At 70.2% G+C, this 2,418-nt stretch carries 2 protein-coding genes and 1 pseudogene; all 3 read right to left on the bottom strand.

Annotated elements, in window-relative coordinates:
• Positions 1-857, bottom strand: a pseudogene (locus ACIA8D_RS41725) (1,4-alpha-glucan branching enzyme); the annotation flags it as partial.
• A gap of 42 nt (positions 858-899) precedes the next feature.
• On the bottom strand, positions 900-2,240 hold the full coding sequence (locus ACIA8D_RS41720) for a phosphotransferase (protein ID WP_399240756.1): 1,341 nt from the start codon (positions 2,238-2,240) through the stop codon (positions 900-902).
• Positions 2,237-2,418, bottom strand: a 182-nt coding sequence (locus ACIA8D_RS41715; protein ID WP_399240754.1) for an alpha-glucosidase C-terminal domain-containing protein, incomplete at its 5' end; no start/stop codon positions are given. The genes ACIA8D_RS41715 and ACIA8D_RS41720, both read right to left, overlap by 4 nt.

Here is a 2,418-nt window from a genome sequence, read left to right as displayed (position 1 = left end):
TCCGATACGTAGGCGGGGAGTTGCTCGGCGAGTTGGCGGTAGGAGAGGCCGGGGCGCCAGGACGGCAGGTGCACCTCGTACGCCGAGAACGGGGCAGCGTGGACGGGGCGGGCGGCACGCCGCTCCAGCCAGGCATCATCGCCCCACGTGTGGTGGGCGACATCGACGATGGACGCGGTCGCCGGTGGCTTCTCACTGCGGCGTGCCATGGGATCCGCATGCTGACGCGCAACACCGTCAGGGCCGACGATCTCGAACTTGTACAGCTCGCCCTCGCCGATGCCCGGCACGAACAGTTCCCACACCCCGGAACGGCCCAGCGAGCGCATGGGTGTCGCTGTGCCGTTCAATGAATTGAAGTCGCCGACCATCCGGACACCTCGTGCGTTGGGGGCCCACACGGCGAAGCGGGTCCCGGGCACGCCTTGGTGTTCCATGACATGGGCGCCCAGAGCCGTCCACAGCCCCTCGTGGCGGCCCTCGCCGATGAGGTGCAGGTCCAACTCCCCCAACGTCGGCAGGAATCGATAGGGGTCATCCGCCTCGAAGACGCTGTCGGCGGTGGTCACCCGCAGCCGGTAGTCGTGGACAGTGGTGCCCGGGAGTCCGCCCTCGAACAGGCCGTCGCCCGTGTCCGGCAGTTCCCATGCTGTGTCACCTGCCAGCACCGACACACCGAGGGCGTACGGGAGGAGGCACCGTACGATCACGCCCTGCGCTACCGGGTGCGCTCCGAGCACCGCATGCGGGTCGTGATGGGTTCCGCCCAGCAGTGCCGTCCGTGCGCCCTGGTCGAGGCCCGGCCCCGGCCCGGCACGTCGGTGCAGGAGCGGGTCGGCGGTGGCGTTGACGGTCATGGTCGGCTCCTTCGGGCGGTGTGGGACGGCGCGGGGGCACCTTCAGCGTGTGCCGGCGATACGGGCCACGGCCTCCAGGGGGACGGTGATCCAGTCGGGACGGTGTGTCGCCTCGTACAGCACCTCGTAGACGGCGCGGTCGGCCTCGTAGGCGCGCAGCAGTTCCGGCGCCTCCGTCGGCTCGAAGCCCCCGGCTTCGCTGTAGCCGGAGCAGAAGGCGGTGCGGCACTGCTCGGCCCACTTCGGGCACGGGGCGGGACTCATGTGCGCCGCGTAGTCGAAGGACCTGAGCATGCCGACCACGTCGCGGATCGGTGATCGGTCCGCACGGCGTTCGGCCAACGGGCGCGAGGGCTCTCCCTCGAAATCGACCGCATGCCAACTCCCGTCGGCCCACAGGACCTGGCCCAGGTGCAGGTCTCCATGGATCCGTTGCAGGGGCGGCTCGCTGTGGGCCACCGCCGCGTCCGCGAAGATGCCCTGGAGGGCGGGCACATGACGGCGCAGGGCCGGCACCGTCTCGGCCGAGCGCTTCAGCCGGTCGATCATCTCCTCGGCGAGCCGGGACCGGTGCTGCTCAGGGGGCTTCGCGGTGGGGAAGACCTGGGCGAGGGCCGCGTGCAGCTCGCCCGTCGTGCGTCCCAGGCCCCACGCCTGCTCGACGAAGTCGCCTTGAGCGGCGGCCGAGTCCAGAGCCAGCTGCCAGCCGTCCATGGCCCCGGCCAGGAAGGGCTGGACCATGCCGAGGGTGCCCCAGAACGGTTCGGTCACGAAGAACCAGGCCTCGGGCGCCGGCACCGAGGGGTGTCCCCGCCGTCCCAGCCGAGCCGTCACCTCGAGGTCGGGGTTGATGCCTTGCTGGATACGGCGGAACAGCTTGAGGATGAGCCTGTCGCCATAGACGATCGACGAGTTGGACTGCTCGCTGTCCAGGACGCGGGGCGCAAGACCGGTCGGCACCGAGGCACGGGAGAAGGACTCGAAGCGCAGCGCCCCGACCTTCCCGCCCTCGCGCAGCCGGTCCAGCAGCAGGACCGCCACGCGGTGATCATGCAGGGCGTCGTAGACCATCAGGGTGCCGCCGGCGGGCCCGTCCAGCTGCCCGAGGGCGTGCTGCCACAGACGTGGGGGCGGGTCGACGGCCGCGCCCAGTATCAACTGGTAGTGTTTCTCCTCCTGTTGACCGGCTTCCTTCACTCGCACCAGCAGGTGGAAGCACTCGGGTGTCAGTGCGGTCGCAGCCACTACCGCGATCTCCGTGATCCGGCGGCCGCTGCTCGCATACCAGCGCTGTCTCGGGAGCCAGCGGCTGAGCAGCTCATTGAGCGAGGAGCTGAGAAGCGCCGGGCGCGGGTCACCCAGTTCGATCAGGGGGCGGGTCATGGTGTGCGGTCCAATCCTGCGGAGCCCCCCGCGGTGCGGTCGTCCGGCGCTGAGGCCTCGCTCAGCCGGAACCAGTAGAAGCTGTGTCCCGCGAGGGTCAGCAGGTACGGGAGTTCGCCGATCGCGGGGAAGCGCACTCCGCCGATCAGTTCCACCGGGTGCCGCCCGTTGAAGGACT

This window comes from Streptomyces sp. NPDC051684 (genome assembly GCF_044453445.1).
Lineage (GTDB): Bacteria > Actinomycetota > Actinomycetes > Streptomycetales > Streptomycetaceae > Streptomyces.
This window is presented reverse-complemented; position numbering and strand designations above follow the sequence as displayed.